The 19,855-nt window shown below is 70.0% G+C and carries 22 protein-coding genes; 15 read left to right on the top strand and 7 right to left on the bottom strand.

Annotated features, from left to right (window positions below; translation table 11 throughout):
* Positions 1 to 12: 12 nt before the first annotated feature.
* The 6 genes from ABZ453_RS15165 to ABZ453_RS15140 all read right to left on the bottom strand — a co-directional run bounded on the left by ABZ453_RS15165 (position 13) and on the right by ABZ453_RS15140 (position 5,098).
* Positions 13 to 1,122 (bottom strand): hypothetical protein, encoded by a 1,110-nt coding sequence (locus ABZ453_RS15165; RefSeq protein WP_359015450.1) that lies wholly within the window; start codon positions 1,120 to 1,122, stop codon positions 13 to 15.
* Positions 1,123 to 1,304: 182 nt separating this feature from the next.
* The gene (locus ABZ453_RS15160; RefSeq protein WP_359015257.1) at positions 1,305 to 2,492 is read right to left on the bottom strand and encodes a pyridoxal phosphate-dependent aminotransferase; all 1,188 of its coding nucleotides are present in this window, start codon (positions 2,490 to 2,492) and stop codon (positions 1,305 to 1,307) included.
* 273 nt (positions 2,493 to 2,765) lie between these two features.
* Positions 2,766 to 2,936 carry a hypothetical protein gene (locus tag ABZ453_RS15155; RefSeq protein WP_359015255.1) on the bottom strand — a complete coding sequence of 57 codons (171 nt, stop codon included), beginning with the start codon at positions 2,934 to 2,936 and terminating at the stop codon, positions 2,766 to 2,768.
* 5 nt (positions 2,937 to 2,941) lie between these two features.
* Complete coding sequence (locus tag ABZ453_RS15150) at positions 2,942 to 3,190, bottom strand: DUF2188 domain-containing protein (RefSeq protein ID WP_359015253.1); 249 nt, start codon at positions 3,188 to 3,190, stop codon at positions 2,942 to 2,944.
* A gap of 441 nt (positions 3,191 to 3,631) precedes the next feature.
* Complete coding sequence (locus tag ABZ453_RS15145; RefSeq protein ID WP_359015251.1) at positions 3,632 to 4,306, bottom strand: YdcF family protein; 675 nt, start codon at positions 4,304 to 4,306, stop codon at positions 3,632 to 3,634.
* 9 nt (positions 4,307 to 4,315) lie between these two features.
* Positions 4,316 to 5,098, bottom strand: coding sequence for a GntR family transcriptional regulator (locus ABZ453_RS15140; RefSeq protein ID WP_359015249.1), 783 nt, complete (start codon positions 5,096 to 5,098; stop codon positions 4,316 to 4,318).
* A gap of 590 nt (positions 5,099 to 5,688) precedes the next feature.
* Between ABZ453_RS15140 and ABZ453_RS15135 the strand changes: the two genes are divergently transcribed.
* The 14 genes from ABZ453_RS15135 (at position 5,689) to ABZ453_RS15070 (ending at position 16,399) form a co-directional block, all read left to right on the top strand.
* Positions 5,689 to 5,952 (top strand): DUF6284 family protein, encoded by a 264-nt coding sequence (locus ABZ453_RS15135; RefSeq protein WP_359015247.1) that lies wholly within the window; start codon positions 5,689 to 5,691, stop codon positions 5,950 to 5,952.
* Entirely contained in the window at positions 5,949 to 6,818 is an 870-nt protein-coding gene (locus ABZ453_RS15130; RefSeq protein ID WP_359015245.1) for a protein spdB, read from the top strand. Before ABZ453_RS15135 ends, ABZ453_RS15130 begins: the two co-directional genes overlap by 4 nt.
* Complete coding sequence (locus tag ABZ453_RS15125; RefSeq protein ID WP_359015243.1) at positions 6,818 to 7,207, top strand: RRQRL motif-containing zinc-binding protein; 390 nt, start codon at positions 6,818 to 6,820, stop codon at positions 7,205 to 7,207. The genes ABZ453_RS15130 and ABZ453_RS15125 overlap by 1 nt, the downstream gene beginning before the upstream one ends.
* A 2-nt stretch (positions 7,208 to 7,209) precedes the next feature.
* Positions 7,210 to 7,527 carry a hypothetical protein gene (locus ABZ453_RS15120; protein ID WP_359015241.1) on the top strand — a complete coding sequence of 106 codons (318 nt, stop codon included), beginning with the start codon at positions 7,210 to 7,212 and terminating at the stop codon, positions 7,525 to 7,527.
* Positions 7,528 to 7,529: 2 nt separating this feature from the next.
* The gene (locus ABZ453_RS15115) at positions 7,530 to 7,700 is read left to right on the top strand and encodes a pRL2-8 (RefSeq protein ID WP_359015239.1); all 171 of its coding nucleotides are present in this window, start codon (positions 7,530 to 7,532) and stop codon (positions 7,698 to 7,700) included.
* A gap of 2 nt (positions 7,701 to 7,702) precedes the next feature.
* Positions 7,703 to 8,002 carry a hypothetical protein gene (locus tag ABZ453_RS15110; RefSeq protein ID WP_359015237.1) on the top strand — a complete coding sequence of 100 codons (300 nt, stop codon included), beginning with the start codon at positions 7,703 to 7,705 and terminating at the stop codon, positions 8,000 to 8,002.
* Between the two features lie 99 nt (positions 8,003 to 8,101).
* A complete protein-coding gene (locus ABZ453_RS15105; RefSeq protein WP_359015235.1) occupies positions 8,102 to 10,228 on the top strand; it encodes an FtsK/SpoIIIE domain-containing protein in 2,127 nt (708 codons plus the stop codon).
* Positions 10,229 to 10,431: 203 nt separating this feature from the next.
* Positions 10,432 to 10,923 carry a hypothetical protein gene (locus ABZ453_RS15100; RefSeq protein ID WP_359015233.1) on the top strand — a complete coding sequence of 164 codons (492 nt, stop codon included), beginning with the start codon at positions 10,432 to 10,434 and terminating at the stop codon, positions 10,921 to 10,923.
* Positions 10,924 to 10,946: 23 nt separating this feature from the next.
* A complete protein-coding gene (locus ABZ453_RS15095) occupies positions 10,947 to 11,384 on the top strand; it encodes an NUDIX hydrolase (protein WP_359015231.1) in 438 nt (145 codons plus the stop codon).
* Between the two features lie 90 nt (positions 11,385 to 11,474).
* Entirely contained in the window at positions 11,475 to 12,356 is an 882-nt protein-coding gene (locus ABZ453_RS15090) for a bifunctional DNA primase/polymerase (protein WP_359015229.1), read from the top strand.
* A gap of 2 nt (positions 12,357 to 12,358) precedes the next feature.
* Positions 12,359 to 13,837: an ATP-binding protein gene (locus ABZ453_RS15085; RefSeq protein WP_359015448.1), complete on the top strand. Its 1,479-nt coding sequence runs from the start codon at positions 12,359 to 12,361 to the stop codon at positions 13,835 to 13,837.
* Between the two features lie 494 nt (positions 13,838 to 14,331).
* Positions 14,332 to 14,571, top strand: coding sequence for a helix-turn-helix domain-containing protein (locus tag ABZ453_RS15080; protein ID WP_359015227.1), 240 nt, complete (start codon positions 14,332 to 14,334; stop codon positions 14,569 to 14,571).
* Between the two features lie 88 nt (positions 14,572 to 14,659).
* Positions 14,660 to 15,922 carry a site-specific integrase gene (locus tag ABZ453_RS15075; RefSeq protein WP_359015225.1) on the top strand — a complete coding sequence of 421 codons (1,263 nt, stop codon included), beginning with the start codon at positions 14,660 to 14,662 and terminating at the stop codon, positions 15,920 to 15,922.
* Between the two features lie 180 nt (positions 15,923 to 16,102).
* Positions 16,103 to 16,399 carry a hypothetical protein gene (locus ABZ453_RS15070; protein WP_359015223.1) on the top strand — a complete coding sequence of 99 codons (297 nt, stop codon included), beginning with the start codon at positions 16,103 to 16,105 and terminating at the stop codon, positions 16,397 to 16,399.
* Positions 16,400 to 16,492: 93 nt separating this feature from the next.
* Here ABZ453_RS15070 and clpB read toward each other — a convergent pair whose 3' ends face one another.
* Positions 16,493 to 19,090: an ATP-dependent chaperone ClpB gene (gene clpB / locus ABZ453_RS15065; RefSeq protein WP_359015221.1), complete on the bottom strand. Its 2,598-nt coding sequence runs from the start codon at positions 19,088 to 19,090 to the stop codon at positions 16,493 to 16,495.
* A 115-nt stretch (positions 19,091 to 19,205) separates the two neighbouring features.
* On the opposite strand from clpB, the gene ABZ453_RS15060 reads away from it, so the two are divergent.
* Positions 19,206 to 19,619, top strand: coding sequence for a TIGR03618 family F420-dependent PPOX class oxidoreductase (locus ABZ453_RS15060; protein WP_359015219.1), 414 nt, complete (start codon positions 19,206 to 19,208; stop codon positions 19,617 to 19,619).
* The last annotated feature ends 236 nt before the right edge of the window (positions 19,620 to 19,855 follow it).

The following is a 19,855-nucleotide window of genomic DNA, read 5'->3' as shown; positions in this document are numbered from 1 at the left end:
CCCCGTCCGCCTCTACAGCGGCATGTTTGCGAGCACCAGCAGATACGCCCCGTAGCAGTACGAGAGCCCGGCCAGGGCGCCGACCACCACGGTCGCGTGCCAGGGCCGGGCTCTCGCCGTCCGCACCAGGGCCCGGGCCAGTGGGATGAGCAGCGGGAAGGCCGGGATCAGGAAGCGCGGCTTGCATTCGAAGAAGCCCGAGCCGCCGAGCACGACCAGCAGCAGCACACCGGTGTAGACGAGGAGCGGGAGCGGGGCGCGGTCGGCGAGGAGGAGGGCGTACAGGACCACGCCCGCCGCGACGATCACCAGGGACATCGGGAAGACCAGCCGGTCCCCCTGCAGCAGCAGATGGCGGACGAACTGCCACGCGCCCTCGCCGAAGTCGAAGCGGGACCCCCAGCGGCGCTGCAGGTCGAAGTAGCCGCGCAGCACGCTTCCCTCGTGGCGGCCGACCCACAGCACGTACGCCACCCAGCCCGTCGGCGCGATCGCGGCCGCCGTCCACAGCCTGTGGGTAACTCTGCGGCGCTCTCGGATGCACCGCCCCGTCTCCCACAGCGCCGCGGCCACCACCGTCGCGGCCAGCGCGAAGGCGTTGGGCCGGGACAGCCCCGCCAGCGCGGCCAGCGCCCCCGCCCACAGCAAGCGGCCGGTGAGCAGGGCGTACAGCGTCCAGGCGGCGAAGGCGCTCAGGACCGGCTCGGTGTACGCCATGGACAGCACGACCGAGTGCGGCAGCAGGCCCCACAGCAGGACCAGGGCGGTGCCGACGGCCCGTCCGTGCAGGCGGGCGCCGACCGCGTAGATCCCGCAGGCGGCCACCGCGGCCGCCGTCCACGAGACCACCAGGCCCGCCGCGCCGCCGCTGAGCGGGCTCAGGGCCGTCACCGCCCGTACCAGTGCCGGGTAGAGGGGGAAGAACGCCATGTCGCTGACCCATCCGAGGTGGGTGTGCTCGGTGCGGACGTAGCCGTGCGCGGCGATGCCCAGGTACCACAGGGAGTCCCAGGACCGGCCGAGCAGCGCGAGCGGGTTGCGGCCGGTCCTCCAGGAGGCCAGGGCGAGCACGGCGACGCCGAACAGCCGGGCGGAGAGGAAGAGGCCGACGGCGCCGCCCATCGCGACCGTGGGAGACACCCGGGCGCGGTCCGTCGTGCCCGGATTCGGCTTCGTGCGCGAGGAGGGGATGAGGGTGCTGGCGTGGGTCACAACGGCACATTGACGGGTAAAACGGTCAGGCGCGAGTGGTGTGCCGCCGGGTGAGTACGTTTTCGTGGCGTTCGGCGTGGCGGCGTGACGCGTCAGGCCAGCGCCTTCAGACGCCGGGCCGCCTCCTCCAGCACCGGGGTCTGCTTGCAGAACGCGAACCGCACGAAGGGGGCGCCTTCCTCGCGGTGGTCGTAGAAGACCGCGTTCGGGATGGCGACGACCCCGGCGCGCCGGGGCAGGGCGCGGCAGAAGGCGAAGCCGTCGCTCTCGCCGAGGGGGCGGATGTCGGTGGTGACGAAGTAGGTGCCGGCCGTCCGGAAGACCTCGAAGCCGGCGTCCGCGAGACCCGCCGCCAGCAGGTTCCGCTTGGCCAGCATGTCCTCGCGGAAGGCAGTGAAGTAGGTGTCCGGCAGCGCGAGGGCCTCGGCGACGGCGTACTGGAAGGGGCCGGAGGAGACGTACGTCAGGAACTGCTTGGCCGAGCGCACCGCCGAGACCAGCGCGGGCGGCGCCGTGATCCAGCCGACCTTCCAGCCGGTGAAGGAGAAGGTCTTGCCGGCCGAGCCGATCGTCACCGTGCGCTCGCGCATGCCCGGGAAGGTCGCGAGCGGGATGTGCTCGGCCTCGTCGAAGACCAGGTGCTCGTACACCTCGTCGGTGACTACGAGCAGGTCCCGCTCGACGGCCAGCTCGGCGACGGCGGTGAGCTCCTCGCGGGTGAGGACCGTGCCGGTGGGGTTGTGCGGGGTGTTGATCAGCAGCAGCCGGGTGCGGTCGGTGACCGCGGCGCGCAGTTCGTCGAGGTCCAGGCGGAAGCTGCCCTCGTGCGGGCGCAGGGTGACCGGCACGCGCGTGCCGCCCGCCATCGCGATGCAGGCCGCGTAGGAGTCGTAGTACGGCTCGAGGGCGACGACCTCGTCACCGGGCTCCAGCAGCGCCAGCAGACTCGCGGCGATGGCCTCCGTGGCGCCCGCGGTGACCAGCACCTCGGTGTCGGGGTCGAACGACAGGCCGTACCGCCGCTCCTGGTGCGCGGCGACGGCGGCACGCAGCTCGGGGACGCCGGGCCCCGGCGGGTACTGGTTGCCGCGCCCGTCCCGCAGCGCCCGCACGGCGGCCTCCCGGACCTCCTCGGGACCGTCCGTGTCGGGAAAGCCCTGGCCCAGGTTGATCGACCCGGTCTGCGTCGCCAGGGCCGACATCTCGGCGAAGATCGTCGTCCCGAACTCGGCGAGCCGACGATTGAGGAAGGGACGTTCACTGGAGGTCATGCGCGCCATCCTGCGCCCAAGCTCTGGAGTTCCTCAACTTACCTACGGGGTTGGGCACCTGCGGCGATGCCTCATGCGCCCCCTCTGAGCTGGGGAGAGCTGTCGGCAACTGTCGTCGTCTGTCGCTGCCGGTTGGCCTCGGACGGCCCACGGACGGCCCGGTGCCGTCGGGTTCCGTCCCTGTTGAGGGCGCTGCACCCGGCCTCATGCTCCTCCGCCGGCGCTTCCCTGTGGTGCCCCTCTGCGTTCCCACTTGGGCGGGCACGCAGAGGGGCACGCACGTCATGCGTCGCTGCGCTCGATGAGGAAAGTGATCTCCTTGCGGATGCTCATCACCACGCGCTGCCTCTCGTCAAGGAAGTGGATGTACTCATCCTTGACCGTGTAGGACTCGGCGTGGATCTGGTGCTCCTGAGCACGCGACACGTCGCGGTTGATCCAGAAGTGCGCCATTAGGATCAGCCCTTGTCCTTCGGCGGGAACGGGTCGTGGCCGGGAGCGATGGTGCGCTGATCCCGGACCTGACCGTTCGTGCCGTGGATGCGCAGCTCGCCGCCGCCGTCGTTCCCGAGGATTTGGGACCCGCGCTGAATGGCCTCCGCCTGCGTGCCTGCGACTGCGCTGGCACGCTCGGCCCCTGGTTTCGTGACGGCCCAAGTGCCGTCGTCGCGACGAACCACGTCGCGGGAGTTCGCCTGACCGGACATGTAGAACCCTTCCGGTCAGACTTCCCGGCGTACGGCCCCCCGGGTCTTATGGAACCCAGGGCTCCGTTGTAGGGTCCAAGTGCGTGCCCAACGCGTTGGCCCCATGCAGAGAAGCCTGACCTCAAGTCGAGGCCCTGTATGGGGCCTTCTTCTATTGGCGATCCAAGTACAGCACCCCTTCGGGTGCTACGGCAAACACCTGACCCACAAGATCTGGGCGTCAACTTCTGCATCAGGCGCACATCTTGTGGTTCAGCCGATGCATGAGCCAAACCACCCAGAGTACTTGGTGCCACTGACAACAGGTCGGTGTAGCGACTTTGGCCGGGAGCTGCTTTGAGGGGAGCGATCATGGCCCCGTAAGCTTCCGCCGCGTCGGGCAGTCTGGTGACCTGGAAATTGCAGAACGAAGCTCAGGGCGGGTTGACGCCCGCCCTGGCTTCACGTGCCGGGGCGGGGAGCAACGTCAACTGGCATGAGTCGGCTCGTGAAGCCTTCGACGCACAGCCGCTCAAAGGCGGCTACAACCGCGTCAGGTACGTCCTGTTCGATGGCTAGACCCAACCTCGGGAAGACGAGCACTCGTTGCAGGGCGCCCACGATCATGTCGATCACCATGCGAGCGTCTCCGATGGAGTCGGCGTACTCCTCCAAGCTCATCCGTGTGGACGCGCACACCACTTCGACCTCGGGCCAGAGCTTCCGCATCATGGCGTACGAGCGTCGCTCTTCGTACGGCTTGCTCACAAGCAGGACGGACGAGACCTTAACGTCGGCGTCCGCCAGTACCGCCTTTGTGAACTCGATGTTCTCGCCAGTGTTTGTGGCGCGCGGTTCCAGGAGTACGGCCGAATCGGGTACGCCGAGCTGCAGCGCTCGCTCCCGGTAGTGGACAGCCTCACCGCGCGGCATGCGCGCCCGGGTCGTGGGGCTGGTCGCCCCGGTGAAGACGATGACCGGCGCCATGCCCTGGTGGTACAGCTCCGCCGTCACGTCTGCCACACCGAGGTCGTGACTGCCCAGACCCACGGCCACCGAACACGGCCGTGGGTCGTGGTGCATGAAGTGGTAGTCCCACAGGAGCCGAGCATCCGCCCATGCCTGTGCCGAGATCATTCCTGCTCCTTACCTGTCCTGCGCCGAGTCGGGAACCTTGAAGTCGTACTCCCACGCGAAGCGAGAAGCCGAGTGAAGGCCCACCGCGAACTCCACCACCGTGCCATCTGCGGTGTACGTGGTGCGGTGCAGCTCGACTACGGGCTCCCCAGTGGGGAGCTGTAGGAGCTGCACTTCGTCCGCCGTCGGGATGCGGGCGAACAGGGCCTCTCTCATGTGGTCGATCTCGTATCCGGCGTCGTAGAGGACCCGGTATCCGCCGCCACGGCCGGCAGGGCCCGGGGTGGGGTCCACGATGCGGGTTCCCTCGACGTGGTCCGGTCTGTAGTAGCTGGTCAGGGTGTGAGTCGGCTGCGTCCCCTCCTTGACGAGTCGGGCGCGCGCGTACACCTCTGAGCCGAGTGGGACGCCGAGCCCCTCCGCTACGAGGTTGTCCGCCTGGACACGGCTTACGGTCTGCGTCTGCTCGTTGCGCTTGTACGCACGACCTGATGCGACGCGGTCAGCGATGAACGCGACTTCGTCACTGTCGCGCCACTTCGCCTTGTCGTACCGAGCGATGCCCAGCCGTTTGAGCGGAGCGCGCGGACGCACCACAGTGCCATGCCCGCGCGTGGAGGTCACGAGGCCTTCAGCCTCCAGGGCCTTGTAGGCCTTGTGGACGGTCTCTTTCGAGCCCTCCCCTGCCTCGACTAGCTCTCTGATCTGGGGCAACTGGGCGCCCGGCGGATACTCACCGCTCTTGATCTGCTCCGCGAACCTGTCCGCCAGGTCGCGCCACTTCGGTGCCACGCAGAACTCCTCTCGACGCGAACTAGTGAAGCACAGTCCTAGGACTGTTGACAGTCCTAGGACTGCGTGCCATCTTCTTCTCGGGCCGCTCGCAGTCCTAGGACAGCGGGCCGGAAGGGGCCTTCTTTGGGCTGCCTTCGGGCCGCACGAATGCAGAGGGCGGGGACGCTGCAATCCCGCTAAAGGCCAGGTGGAACAGGGTTTCGGCCCGTACTGGCGAGGTGGCCCGGTGACCGCGAGCAACGGCCGGCGTGTGGGGACTTGGTCCCTCTTGCAGTGATGTTCTCTGCCCCTTCGACCTGGGAGTTCCGATGCTTCGACGAACCCTGTGGGCGCCGCCGTGATGGACCGGCCAGCGGCGCCAGTGCGACACCCGAGCCAGTGAGCGGAGCGCACGCGCTCACGGCCGAACCGGTCCGCCCCCTTCCTGCCATCGCAGCGGCTAGCGCTGCGGCCGGTTGCCTCCGCTGCTCGTCTCGTACGAGCAGCGCTGAGGGGAGCCGGATGTTCCGACTTCAACGGCGCGGCCCCGGGTGGCTAGACCCGGGGCCGCTGTCCGGGCCGTTCCCTGCGAAAGGACACACGACCCAATGGAGCACATCGTCACTGTTCAGGACGCTGTTACCGCGTTCGCTCCGTTCATGGAGCCGACGGATGCGGAGCTGGACGCGATCGAGAAGGAGATGCCCGCGCTCCTCGCGGATGTCGACCTGCTCGACGCCCTGATCATCACCCTTGACCGCACTCCGAACGAGCTGGACGCCCGCCGCATCCGCCGGGCCCATCGCCGGGTGTTGGTCGAGCGTCGGGCGCTGGCCAACCGCACCTCCGGTGCGACGGGCGGTGCGGCATGAACGCCAAGAACGGCAAGACCGTGCTGCCCGCCGTCGCGATGACGGCCGTGTCGATGGTGCTCACCCTGGCCGTGGTCGTGATGTGGCTCGGTAGCTCCGTGCCGTGGCCCGTCGCCGTGGTCGTCGGTCTGGGCATTGACGGGGGCTGGCTGGCTACCCTCGCCTACGAACGCCGGCTGGCCGCCCAGGGCGACCACGACCGCACCGTGACCGCCGTCGGCTGGTCCTTCGGCCTCATCGCCTCCGGCGTCCTGGTCACCCACGCTCTCACCGCCGACACCTCCGCCGGCGCGTGGCTGGCCGTGGCCTGGCTGCCGATCGCCGCCAAGGCCCTGTGGCTGGTGCACGGCCTGTGGGAGCGCACCGCACTGACCCCGATCGCTCTGGACGCGATCCGCGGCATCCAGCAGGAAGCCCGCGACGAAGCGGCCGTGGCCCGCGCCCGGCTGCGTGCCGAAGCCACCACCGAGGAAACCCGGCTCACCGCCGTGACGCAGGCCGGGGCCCGCGTCGCACGCGTCCAAGCCCGCACCGCCAAGACCCTCGCCGGAGCGTGGTCGACGCTGGAGACGGCCCGTGCGGGCGAGGACACCGGCAGGGCACTGACCAGCGTGACGCACCCCGTCACACCCGACGTCACACCGCGCTGGGAACTGCCCGTGTGGGGCCCGACGGAGCCGGTCGCCGCACTGGAAAGCGCACCCGCCCTCACCGACACGGCGCTTGACGCGCTGGTCGACGAGATCCGCCACAGCGAAACCCCGGCCCTGTCGTACCGCGAGATGGCCACCCGCTTCCGCGCGGCCGGCCACTCAGCCTCCGAGGTCCGCCTCCGTGCCGCGTGGAAGCGCGTGGTGGCGGCCTGATGTCCGCCGCGTGGGGCAAGTGCTTCGACCCGTCCGGCGCCCGCTACGGGGTGCCCACCTACCCCTGGAAGCTGGCCCCGGACGGGTACGCCACGCGCCGTCAGTTACGGGCCCGTGGCCTACGTCCGGGCGGACAGCCGATAGCGGCGCAGGTCATGCGGATCAACCGCCGCACCGGTGGTCCGCGCATCGCCTACCTCTACCGCCTCGACCTCGCCCTGCCGGTGCGGCCGATGACGTCGCGCAAGTGGGGCGCCCTCGCGCTGGCGATGCTCGCCCGCCAAACGTGCCCGTCCTGCCGGATCACCTACGACTACTGCATTTCCCGCCGTTACGGCCTGTGCGGGATGTGCATCGACGCCAACCACTCTGCTCGGAAGGGGAGTTGAGCATGGGCAAGGCTGACACCCGCCGCCTCGACAAGGAGATCCGGCTGACGGTGCGCAAGTTGGAAGCGGTCCGCAACGGTGAGATGTGGCCGCTGACCGGCTCCGAGCGTCGTCAGGCGCTGCGTGCGCTGGCGGGCGGGTCCTACCGGGTGCTGCGGGGCAAGAGCACTTCCCGTGCCGAACGGGAGGTGGACAGCGTCTCCACTGCGGCCGAGACCCGGCTGATCACGGAACTTGCCGCGTTGCAGGGCGAGCGGCAGCGAATCGTCACCGAGGCCGCCAACGCCAAGGCCGCCAAGAAGTCCTCGGGGTGGTGGTGACCATGGCCACGCTGGAAACGCCTCCGGGGGAGTGCCCGCAGTGCTGGCAGCACGCCCACGACCGGCGGGCACACCGCCACCTCAAGCCCCGCGAGGACTGCCCGCAGTGCGTCGACCACATGCTCAACGGCCACCCCACCCTCGTGCCCAAGAAGAAGTCGAGCTGGTGGTGAGCATGGACCAGCGCTGCCTCGCCGCTCACCCCGAAGACCCCACGCCCTGCGTCGGCCCGGTCGTGGTGACGGTGCTGGACGCGGTCAACGCCGGCGCCGACGGATGCGAGCACCACGGCGCCCGCCTGCTGGCCTCCCTGGAGGGCGGACGCGTCTACGCCCTGCCCGACGCCCCGCCGGGGGCCGCGATCCGCGTGTTCCGGGCCGCCGATGGCATCCGCCCGTTCTGCTGGGTCGACGGCCCGCGCATCGATCCGTCGCAGCTCAGCCGTGCCGAGAACCGGGCCCGTCAGAGCCGCTGACCCGCACCTGCCCGGGGTGGCCGTGCCCTCCCGCATGCCCGGCCACCCCGGAACCCCTCAACTCCCGCCCCGATCGGGGCAGTCAGGAGCACTTCCAGCATGTCCGAGAACGTCGTTCACCTGCGCAAGAACACCGACCCGCCCGCCGACGAGGCGGCTGTGACCACGCTGACTGTGGTCCCCGACCCCGCTCCGACCAAGCCTGTGCCACTGTGGCTGCGTTCCGGCCGCGCCGTGCGGACCATCGTCACGCACGAGACCACCAAGACCACCGTGCGCGCCGTCGCCCGCCACGGCCTGTACACCGTCAACGGGGGCCGGATCGTGGCCCGCCGCACCTGGGACGGCAAGACCGGCGCCCGCTACGAACGCATGCTGCGGGCCGCCGAAGCTGCCGGGAACTACGAGGTGGCGGAGGAGTGGGAGGAGCGGTTGCAGCGCTTCCGCGAGGCCCGTCACCGGCGCCGCATGGACCTGCTCCACTCGCCCGTGGACGTGGCCAAGGGCGTCGGGGTCGGCGTCGGCATGAGCATCGGCACCCTGGTCGCCCTCGGCGTCGTGATGGCGATCCACAACCACGACATCGGCGACGTCATCACCCCGCTGGCAGCCACCATCGACTTCATCGGCATGCTGATCCGGATCGTGCAGGTCGTCTGGGGACCTGCCCTCGCGGTCGGCCCGCTGCTGGCCCTGCTCGCGCTGTGGGCGGTCGGCAGCAAGCAGCAGGCCGCACCCGCGTGGGCGCTGCCGGACAACGTCCGCAACAGTGAGGGTGAGCCGATCACCCCGTCCATCGTCGTCAAGGCCCTGCGCGACCTCGGGGTGCCCGCCCTGCGCAAGGCCATCACGGAGATGGGCGACGCTGGCGCGTCCATGCTCGGCCCGATCCGGATCGCCGGGTGCGGGGTCGAGGTCGACGTCACCCTGCCCTCTGGCGTCTCCACGATCGAGGTGCAGAACCGGCGCCGCAAGCTGGCAGAGAACCTGACCCGGCACGAGCACGAGGTGTTCATCACCATCCCCGAAGCGGCCCGCACGGTCCGGCTGTGGATCGCCGACTCTGGCGCGCTGGACGAGCCGATCGGCCCCTCTCCGCTGGTCACGGACGAGACGGTGACTGCGAACTACAAGACGGGCAAGGCCCCGTGGGGTCAGGACCTGCGCGGGGATGCGGCGGAGCTGAGCGTGTATCAGCGCCACCTGCTCATCACCGGCCGCTCGAACCAGGGCAAGACCGCTTCTCTGCGCTCGCTCGCGCTGTGGCTGGCGCTGGACCGGTCGGTTGAGTTCTGGCTCGGTGACCTCAAGGGCGTCGGCGACTGGAAGATGTTCGACGGCATCGCCACCCGGCTCATCCAGGGCCCCACCGATGAGCACGTCATGCAGGTGACCGAGATGGTCGAGGACGCGGTAGACGAGATGAACCGCCGCATCGACGTCCGCCTCACCGACCCGAACGCGGTCTTCCCGCCGCTGATCGTGCTGGTGGACGAGGCGCAGGTGGCGTTCATGTGCCCGGCCGTGGACGAGGACAAGAGGCCCTACGGCGGCTCGAAGGCCACCTCGCGGTACTACATGGCCGTCCGGAAGATCCACAACCAGGGCCGTGCCGTGGACGTGCTGATGTGGCAGGGCACCCAGGACCCCACCGACCAGAACCTTCCCAAGCTGGTCCGCGAGGGCGCCCACACCCGCGCCTCCCTCGTGCTGGGCACCGAGTCACAGTCCCGCATGGCGCTGGGCGACAAGGCCGTTGACGACGGCGCGGCCCCGCACCTGCTGCGACAGGGACTCGACAAGGGAACCCTCGTGGTCGCCTCCGACGGCATCGCCATGCCCAAGGGGCAGTCGTCCATCACGGTGCGCACGCACTTCATCGACGACGACCCGGCCGCCGAGGTCGCCGCCCGCGCCAAGGCCCTGCGCGACGGCGTGACCACCCTGCATGTCATCGACCGCAGCGAGGACCGTGACCCGCTCGCGGACATCGCGTCGGTGGTCGGCACTGCGGAGCGGGTGCGCACGAAGGACGTGCTGTCCCGGCTCGGCACTCTCAACGCGGACGCCTACGGCGGCTGGTCGTTCATCGACCTCAAGCGCGTCCTCGATGGCACCGGGGCCGAGCCGTACAAGTCCGACGGCGTCATGGTCGTGGGCCGTGACCGCCTCGCCCGCGCCCTCGCCAACCGCGACGGCGACGGTTCCGCTTCCGCCCTCCAGTAGCAGGGAGGCGACCCCGCGCGGGGCAGGGAGGCAGGGAGAACTCCCTGACCCCCTCCCTGCCCTGCCTCCCTGGCTCTGACCTGCGCGAATGATCGTTCAGGGAGGCAGGGAGGCACCCCAGGTCAGGCCCCGAAAACCCCTCTCACGCGCCCCCGCAAGGGGGTGTCCCTGCCTCCCTGACCCATGGTCGGAAGGGATTCCGCATGCACCCCGAACACGCTCCCAACGCCATCCGGCCGGACGCCGCAATGACCGCCGACGAGGCCGCCGTTGAGGCGCGGCGGATCATCGCCGATGCCTACCGGCCCGCCCCCCAGGCGCCGACCGCCTACCGCGACGAGAGTCCGGTACCGGCCCGTGGCACCACCCCGCCGGTCGCCCAGCCCGGACGGCCGCCGATGAGCCAGGGCGCCACGGATGCCAGCGTGCTCATGCTCGCCGGCGCCACCGCCACCGCCATGGTCGGCGGCACGGCGGCCGTGCTGATGTACGTGTCGCAGTTCGCCGACCCGCTCGTGTGCGGCCTCGTGCTCGGCGCCCCCACCGCCCTCCTGCTCGCCCTCGCCCGTCTGGTCAGCAGGGCCAAGCCCGCGCCGGACGTCCACCACCACTACGAGGGACCCGTCTACCAGGACCGGCGCACCGTCCACACCCGCACGACCGGTGTGTGGGCCAAGACCACCAACCGGCACTGACCAGCCCAGAAGGGGAATCCACTGTGAGCACCGCAGAACACTGCGAATCCGAGGTCATCCGCTACACCGCCGACGTGGTGTGCATCCGGGGCGGCGCCGTCTTGCTGATCGAGCGGGGATGGCCGCCGCACAAGGGACGGCTCGCCCTGCCCGGCGGACACGTCGACCCCGGCGAGACCTCCCGTGCTGCCGCCGCGCGCGAGCTGCTGGAAGAGACCGGTGTCGCCGTCGACGCCGACGACCTGATGCTGATCGGCATCTACGACACCCCCGACCGCGACCCGCGCGGCCGGTACGTCACCGTCGCCTACCTGGTGAGCGTTCCCGACGACACCACCGCACAGGCCGGAGACGACGCCGCCGCGATCCGTTGGACGTCCCTCGCCGACACCGGCCCCCTCGCGTTCGACCACGGCGAGATCGTGGCCGCCGCGCGGCGCCGGCACAACGCCCCCTTCTAGCGACGCCAAGGGCGACCCCCCACTCACGCCAATGAATCGGGGTCGCCCTTGCCAACCAGTCCTCAACAGACCTGTTGGAGGTCTCCCAGCATGACGCAACCCACCGACATCCGGCGAGTACGCGGTGGCGGCACGAGTGAGCACCTGCACACCGCGCTGCAACTCGCAGCCTCCGGCGTCCCGCCGCTGCCTCTGCGGGCGGGGAAGCTGCCATTCGGGAACTGCCCGTCCTGCGCCAACAACGCGTGCGGTGGCCGACCGAACATGAAGACCCCCGGACCCTGCACCTGCCCGGCGCCCTGCCACGGCTGGGCCGCCGCCACCACCGACCCCTGCGTCCTCAACTCCCGGACGTGGGTACGGGCGTGGCGCGAGGCGGCAGCGGTGGCCTACCACCCCGGGGGCGCCGGCCTCACCGTCGTCGACCTCGACAACGCGGCGGCCATCGCGTGGGCCCGCGAGACTCTGCCCGCCACCCGAACCGTGCCGACGACGCGGGGAGAGCACTGGATCTACCGGGGCACCATGGCGTCCTCGAACGCAGTACGGCCCGGCGTCGACATCAAGTCCCTTATGCAATACGCCCGTTGGCTCGGAAACGGCATCGGCGTCACGGCCCCACTCCCGGCCGTGGTGCGGACGCTGGCAGTAAAGGAGCCGTCGCCCGCGCGCAGGGCGCCACAGACGCTCACAGCGCCTCTGAGGGCTAGTGAGGGCGAGTGCCGACACCGCACACCCACCTACCTAGACCATGGCATCGCCATGGCCGTGCAGCGCATCACCGATGCCCGAAGCGCCATCCACGCGACCGTGTACCGCACCTTCCTCGCGGTGCTCTCGACGCACGGCCGGTGTGACTGCCTCACGGACGCCCATGTGGCGCGGCTATTCGCCGCCGCGCAGGCCAAGGGCGAATCGGCCCGGCACTGCACCGACGCGTGGACCAACGCCCTGACCCGGTTGGGGCTGTGAGTATGTCCGACGACGACGAGAAGAACCCCGCTCGCAAGGTCATCACCGACTACGCGCAAGCGCACTTCCGCTACTTCCGCACCGCCGACGGAACCGTCTACGCGCAGAAGAACGGCCACCCCGTGGCCCGCCCCATCCGCTCCCAGGGCACCACCGGCAGCCACCGACAGGAACTCATGGTCGGCCTGTTCAGGGACGGGGCCGGAGTGTTCAACGGGACCGCACTCAAGGAGGCGTTGGATTTGATCGAAGCACTCGCGCTGACCGAGGACGTGCAGCCCGTCCACATCCGCGTTGCCCCCGGTTTCGACGGGGCGACGTGGCTGGACCTGGGCCGCAGTGACGGACAGTCCGTCCGCATCCACCCCACCGGCTGGGACATCGTCGTCCCCGACCCGCGCGAGGTGTGCTGGCGGCGCACGCAGCTCACCGGGGAACTGCCCCTGCCGGCCAAGGACACCGAGGGCAAGGGCATCGACCTCCTGCTCAGGCTCTGCAACTTCGCCAACGCCGAGACCGAGTGCCTGGCCATCGCCTGGCTGATCGGCTGCCTCGGACCGTCCGTGCCCGTCCCCGCGCCATTCCTCACCGGGCCGCAGGGCGCCGGCAAGTCCACCGGTGGGCGGATGCTCGTGCGCATCATCGAGGGCATGACCGGTGACCTGCGCCGCGCACCGAAGGATGAGGAAAACCTGATCGCAGCGGTGGCGGCCGGATGGGTCACCGCCCTGGACAACCTCTCCCACATGACCCCGGACCTTTCCGACGCCATGTGCTGCATCGTCACCGGGGCCGAGAGCGTCAAGCGCGCCCTGTTCACCGACGGGGACGTCTTCCGCGCCCGCTACCGCCGCCCCCTGCTCCTAACCGGCATCGACGTCGGCGTCATCCGGCCCGACCTCGCCGAACGGCTCCTGCCGCTGCGGTTGGAACGGCCCCAGGTGCGGCGCACCGAAGCTGAGCTGTGGGCGGAGTACGCGGAGGTTCTGCCCGTGGTTCTCGGCTCGCTCCTGGACCTCACGGTCAAGGTCCGGGCGGTCGAGGCGGAGACCCCCACCGACCTGCGCATGGCCGACTTCGCTCACCTGTGCGCTCAGCTCGACGCGGCAACCGGCCTGGGAGCCCTCACCGCCTACCGGGCCAGCCTGGACGACCTCAACGACGACGTCATTGAGGGTGACCTGTTGGCGCAGACCGTCCTCCAGCATGCCGCCGACCTCGAACCGGGCGCAGAGCAGCGGATGACCTCCACCGAGTGGCTGCACTGCCTCACCCGCCTCTACAGCGGCGAGGACTTCCGCCCGCTGCCCAAGGGGTGGCCGACCACGGGAAAGGTCCTCTCTGACCGTCTGAAGCGTCTTCAACCCACCCTTGCAGCCCGGGGCGTGCTCATCGACTCTGGGCGCACCAAGGAGGGGCGCTACCTCGAAATGACCCGGCTCCTGGCACCGTCCCCACACGAGCAGGAACGGGCGTTCTAACCGCCGCCGGCACAAGCAAGAAGAGCACCCGGCCGGGCGTGCTCTTCTTGCTATTCGGCGCGCCGCGCCGCCCAACGGGCGTGCCGCAAAGCGGCCCCTTCTTCACGTCCTGAGCGGCACTGCACCACCACAGACACCCCTCCCTTTTTTCCTAAGTGGGGAACGCTGCGTCACCTGCGTCACCACGGCCCGGAAAACGGCGGGTGACCTGCGCAGACAGGGGTGACGCAGACGGCCGACGGCTGCGTCACCCCGCGTCATCTGCGTCACCGATGACGGACAGCCTGCGTCACCGATGACGCACCCCCAACGCTCTGCGTCACCCCAAACCCGCAGGTCAGAAGGCTGAATGACGCAGATGACGCGGGTGACGCAGAAATCCGAACCTCGGACACACGCACGCTCCGCCCTCGCCTGCGCTCAACCCCGCGACCCCGAACCCAACCGCCAGACACCTCACCCAACCCCCGACACGGCATGAGGAGTCCCCAGCCATGGCCCCCAAAGAGCCAACCGACCCGCGCGCCCTCCTGCGCGGCGGCCTCCCGGACTGCTACCTGACCCCCGAAGACCTGGTCACCATGTTCAAGCTGCCGAGCGTCGAGACCGTCTACCAGTGGCGACGCAAGCGCATCGGCCCGGCCGGCTTCCGCGTCGGACGCTACCTCCGCTTCAACCCCGCCGCCGTACAGGCGTGGGAGGCCGAACGCACCGCCCTCGACGACGCGGCCTGAGACTGCCGCACCCCACACCACCAACTTCCCCGGGGAGGGCCACACCGTGGTCCTCCCCGCCCCATGCCCAGAAGGGACCACTCCCCACATGGCAGGCCACATCCAAGACCGCTGGTTCAAGACCGAGACCAACTCCGCCGGCAAGTCCGTCCGCGTCAAGAGCGACCGCCACGGCGCTGGCCTGCGTTACCGGGCCCGCTACGTCGGCCCCGACGGCACTGAGAGGTCCAAGAGCTTCCCCGACGGCAAGAAGCGTCTCGCTGAGAAGTGGCTCAGCGCCATCGAGACGGACATGACGCGAGGTCAGTACACCGACCCCAAGTCCATGCAGATCACGTTCCGGCAGTACGCCGACAAGTGGTTGGACACCAAGACGCCCAGCGTGATGACCCGTAAGGAACTCGGTCGGCGCCTGCGGCTGCACGCCTACCCGGTGCTCGGCTCCCGGCCGATCGGGACGTTCCGGCCGGAGCACATCCGGGAGTTCGTTGCCGCCCTGGAAGCGAAGCCCGGCGTCAGCGCTTCCTACGCCCGGAACATCTTCGCGGACGTTCAGTCGGTCCTGTCCGCCGCTGTCGACGACGCGCTGTTGTCCCGCAACCCGTGCGGTGCCCGGACCGTCCGGCGACCGAAGCCCGACCCGCATCCTGTTATCCCGTGGGTGCCTGATCAGGTGTTCGCCGTTCGCGCGGCCCTTCTGGATCGGTACCGAGCGATGGTCAACGTTGGGGCCGGTTGCGGCCTTCGCCAGGGCGAGGTGTTCGGGCTCGCTGAGGACGCCCTCGACACCGACGGCCGCACGCTCCGCGTGGTCCGCCAGATCAAGCACGTGGAAGGGCACCCGGTGTTCGCCCTCCCCAAGGGCGGCAAGAAGCGGGACGTTCCGCTGCCTGCCTCCGTGGCGGAAGCTCTCCGAGCCCATATGGACGCCTTCAAGCCCGTGGAGATCACACTTCCGTGGGACGTGCCGGAGGGGCCGAAGGTGCCCGCTCGTCTGATCTTCACGGCGGAGCAGGGCGGCATGGTGTGGCGTAGCAACTTCAACGGCAAGGAGTGGAAGCCCGCCCTCGCCGCCGCCGGACTTATCCCGGAGGCGGATGACGATGGCAAGTACGAATCGGCGCGCGAGCACGGCATGCACGCCCTCAGGCACTTCTACGCTTCCGCGCTGTTGGACGCGGGTGAGAACATCAAGGCCGTCAGCGAGTACATGGGGCACGCTGACCCAGGGTTGACGCTTCGGGTGTACGCCCACCTGATGCCCGACAGCCGTAAGCGTGCCCGCCGCGCCATCGACACGGTGTTTGAGCGTGGCCCGCAGCAAGATCCCGGCCCACAGACGGCCCAGTGACCCACGGTCGGCCCCTGAACTGCCCTCCTGTGCAGGTCAGGGGCCTTTTCCATGTCATGACCCTCAGAAGTTCCTCAACTCTGCTTTGGCCGGGAGGGCGGCGGGGCATCCCCGGTGCACGCAAGGAACGAGGCGCCCACGGGGGGCTGCTTCGGGGGACTCGGAAGGACGGTGACGACTATGTTCACCGGATTCATCGTCGCGGTGATCGTGCTCGCGATCGTCGGTGTGGTCGTGGCGACGGCGCGTGCGGGCAGCCGCGGCAAGGCAGGGTTCGGGGGCGGTTCCTCCTCGTCCGGCGGCAGTTGGTGGGCCGGCGACGGCGGCTCCTCGTCCGGGGGCGGGCACCACTCGGGTGGCGGGCACCACTCCGGCCACTCGTGCGGCGGCGGCCACTCGTCGTGCGGGGGCGGATCGTCCTGCGGCGGTGGGTCGTCGTGCGGGGGCGGGGGCGGCTGCGGCGGGGGCGGCCACTGAGACAGGGGAACTCAGACGAAGACGCGGCCCCGGGCACCTGCCCCGGGGCCGCGCTCTTCTCCAGAAACCAGCTGGACCGGCCGGACCAGACGGTTACAGCGTCTTGCCCGTCGTCGGCCCCACGATCAGGCCCTCGCCGAACGCGTCCACCCGGACCGTGTCGCCGTCCTTGACCTCGCCCGCCAGGATCTCCTTGGCGAGCCGGTCGCCGATGGCGCTCTGGACGAGGCGGCGCAGCGGACGGGCACCGTACGCCGGGTCCAGGCCCTCCGTGGCGAGCCAGTCCAGCGCCTCTTCGGTGATCTCCAGGGTGAGGCGCCGCTCCGCCAGCCGCTTGGCCAGACGGTCGATCTGGAGCTTGGCGATGCGCTCCAGCTCGGGCTTGGTCAGCGCCGAGAAGACCACCAGGTCGTCGAGGCGGTTGAGGAACTCCGGCTTGAAGGACGTCCGGACCACCTCCAGGACCTGCTCCTTCTTCTCCGCCTCGCTGGTCAACGGGTCGACCAGGAACTGGCTGCCGAGATTGGAGGTCAGCACCAGGATGGTGTTGCGGAAGTCCACCGTCCGGCCCTGACCGTCCGTCAGCCGGCCGTCGTCCAGCACCTGCAGCAGCACGTCGAAGACCTCGGGGTGCGCCTTCTCGACCTCGTCCAGCAGCACCACGCTGTACGGGCGCCTGCGCACCGCCTCGGTCAGCTGTCCGCCCTCCTCGTAGCCGACGTAGCCGGGAGGCGCGCCCACCAGACGGGCGACGCTGTGCTTCTCGCCGTACTCGGACATGTCGATGCGGACCATGGCCCGCTCGTCGTCGAAGAGGAAGTCGGCGAGCGCCTTGGCGAGTTCGGTCTTGCCGACGCCCGTCGGGCCCAGGAAGAGGAAGGAGCCGGTGGGGCGGTCGGGGTCGGAGATCCCGGCGCGGGTGCGGCGGACGGCGTCCGACACCGCCTGTACGGCCTCCTTCTGGCCGATCAGGCGCCTGCCCAGCTCCTCCTCCATGCGCAGCAGCTTCTGCGTCTCGCCCTCCAGCAGGCGCCCGGCGGGGATGCCGGTCCAGGCGGCGACGGTGTCCGCGATGTCGTCGGAGCCGACCTCCTCCTTGACCATGGTGTCCTTGGCGGCCTCCTCCTCTGCCTCGGAGGCGGCCTCCAAGTCCCTTTCCAGGGCCGGGATCTCGCCGTACAGCAACTTGCTGGCGGTGTCGAAGTCGCCGTCGCGCTGGGCGCGTTCGGCGGTGCCGCGCAACTCGTCGAGCTTCTCCTTGAGTTCACCGACGCGGTTGAGGGACTGCTTCTCCTTCTCCCAGCGGGCGGTCAGGCCGCGCAGTTCCTCCTCCTTGTCGGCGAGATCGCGGCGCAGCTTCTCCAGCCGCTCGCGGGAAGCCGGGTCGGTCTCCTTCTCCAGCGCCAGCTCCTCCATCTTCAACCGGTCGACGGCGCGCTGGAGTTCGTCGATCTCGACCGGGGAGGAGTCGATCTCCATGCGCAGCCGCGAGGCGGCCTCGTCGACGAGGTCGATCGCCTTGTCGGGCAGGAAGCGGGAGGTGATGTAGCGGTCGGAGAGGGTAGCGGCGGCGACGAGCGCGCTGTCGGCGATCTGGACCTTGTGGTGGGCCTCGTAACGGCCCTTGAGGCCGCGGAGGATCGCGATGGTGTCCTCGACGGTCGGCTCGGCGACCAGGACCTGCTGGAAGCGGCGCTCCAGGGCGGGGTCCTTCTCGATGCGCTCGCGGTACTCGTCGAGGGTGGTGGCGCCGACCATGCGCAGTTCGCCGCGGGCCAGCATGGGCTTGAGCATGTTGCCGGCGTCCATCGCGGAGTCGCCTCCGGCGCCCGCGCCGACGACGGTGTGCAGCTCGTCGATGAAGGTGATGATCTGGCCGTCCGAGTCCTTGATCTCGGCCAGGACGGTCTTCAGCCGCTCCTCGAACTCACCGCGGTACTTCGCCCCGGCGACCATCGCGCCGAGGTCCAGGGCGACCAGCCGCTTGTCCTTCAGCGACTCGGGCACGTCCCCCTTGACGATCCGCTGGGCGAGCCCCTCGACGACGGCGGTCTTGCCGACGCCGGGCTCGCCGATGAGCACGGGATTGTTCTTGGTACGGCGCGAAAGCACCTGTACGACGCGGCGGATCTCCTGGTCGCGGCCGATGACGGGGTCGAGCTTGCCGTCCCGGGCCGCCGCCGTGAAGTCGGTGCCGAACTTCTCCAGGGCCTTGTACTGGCCCTCGGGGTCGGGTGTGGTCACCCGGCGTCCTCCCCTCGCCTTCTGAAAGGCTTCCTGCAGCTTCTTGGCACTGGCCCCCTGCCCGGACAGTACGTCACCGGCCGGCCCGCCCTTGGCGGCGATGCCGAGGAGCAGATGTTCGGTGGAGAGGTACTCGTCGCCGAGGTCGCGGGCGCGCTCGGTGGCGTCGGCGATGACGGCGAGCAGCTCGCGGTTGGGCTGCGGGGGCGCGACGGTGGAACCGGTCACGCTGGGCAGTCCGGCGAGGATCTTCTCCGCTCCGGCGCGTACGGCCGCCTGGTCGGCGTCGACGGCGGCCAGCAGGTCGGTGATGTTCTCGTTGTCCTGCCCCTGGAGCAGGGCGAGGAGCAGGTGGGCGGGGGTGAGGTCGGGGTGCCCCTCGGTCACGGCGCGGTTGCTCGCCGCGTTGATGGCGTCCCGGCTCCGGTTGGTCAGCTCGGCGTCCACGTTCGCGCTCTCCTCCTGCCACGTTCTCCAGTTGCTGACTCAGTCAGCGTACACAAAGTTGAGTCTATTCCGCTCAAGGGTAGAGCAGGAGGTCCCCAGGGGCTAAGTTCCGGGCATGGCGACCTACACCCAGGACCCCGGCGCCCCGGACCCCGCGTACCTCCGTTTCTGGCGGGAACGCCACCTGTGCACGCTCACGACCCTCCGCCCGGACGGCAGTCCGCACGTGGTGCCCGTCGGTGTCACATACGACCCCGAGGCACGACTGGCTCGGGTGATCACCAACAAGTCCAGTACGAAGGTGGCCCATGTGCTGGCGGCCGGATCCGAGGGGGCACGGGTCGCCGTGTGCCAGGTGGACGGACGGCGCTGGGCGACGCTGGAGGGCCGGGCGGCCGTACGGACGGACCGCGCGCGGGTCGCGGAGGCCGAGCGGCGCTACGCCGAGCGCTACGAGCGCACTCCGGCGCCGAATCCCGACCGGGTGGTGATCGAGATCGAGCTGGCGCGGGCGATGGGGCAGGGGTGACGGCCGGGGACGACGGCCGGCTACGACGGCCGGGGACAACCCCGGGTAGCCGATTTCCGGCCAGGGACAGGCAGCCCTCGTTCTGGCCGATACCCCGAAATGTCGCCCAAAACTGCAGCGGGGGGGGCCGGGGGGGGGGGGGGGGGTGGGGGGGGGGGGGGGGGGGCCCCGTGGGGGATGTTAGAAGGGGGGGTGTGGGGGGGCGGCTGGGGGGGGGGGGGGGGTGGTGGGTTCAT

This window comes from Streptomyces sp. NPDC005799 (assembly GCF_040630525.1).
Lineage (GTDB): Bacteria > Actinomycetota > Actinomycetes > Streptomycetales > Streptomycetaceae > Streptomyces > Streptomyces griseorubiginosus_B.
The sequence above is the reverse complement of the archived record's forward strand: the minus strand, read 5'-3'. Positions and strand labels throughout refer to the sequence as shown.